This window comes from Schumannella sp. 10F1B-5-1 (genome assembly GCF_006517535.1).
Classification (GTDB): Bacteria; Actinomycetota; Actinomycetes; order Actinomycetales; family Microbacteriaceae; genus Schumannella.
The window spans coordinates 1-241 of sequence record NZ_VHQH01000194.1 but is presented as its reverse complement, the minus strand read 5'-3'; the positions used below and the strand labels follow the sequence as shown (position 1 = coordinate 241).

At 75.9% G+C, this 241-nt stretch carries 1 pseudogene; it reads left to right on the top strand.

Annotated elements, in window-relative coordinates:
- Positions 1-57 precede the first annotated feature (57 nt).
- Positions 58-241, top strand: a pseudogene (locus FJ658_RS17040) (hypothetical protein); the annotation flags it as partial.

Below are 241 nucleotides of genomic sequence, written 5' to 3'. Positions count from 1 at the left end.
GCTGATTCTTAGGGTGCGCCGTGAATCCACCCATGCCGCCGAGCGATCCTCGACCCCATGACCGACACCCCGACCGCCGCCGAGGCTCCCGCCGACGAGCTGGCCCCCGCCGACACGGCGCCCGCATCCGTCGACGCCGCCGCGGCCGACGAGACCCCCGCCCCCGACGAGACCCCCGCCGCGCCCGCGCGCCGGTGGAAGACCCTGACCCTCGCCCTCACCGCGATCATCGCCCTCGTCG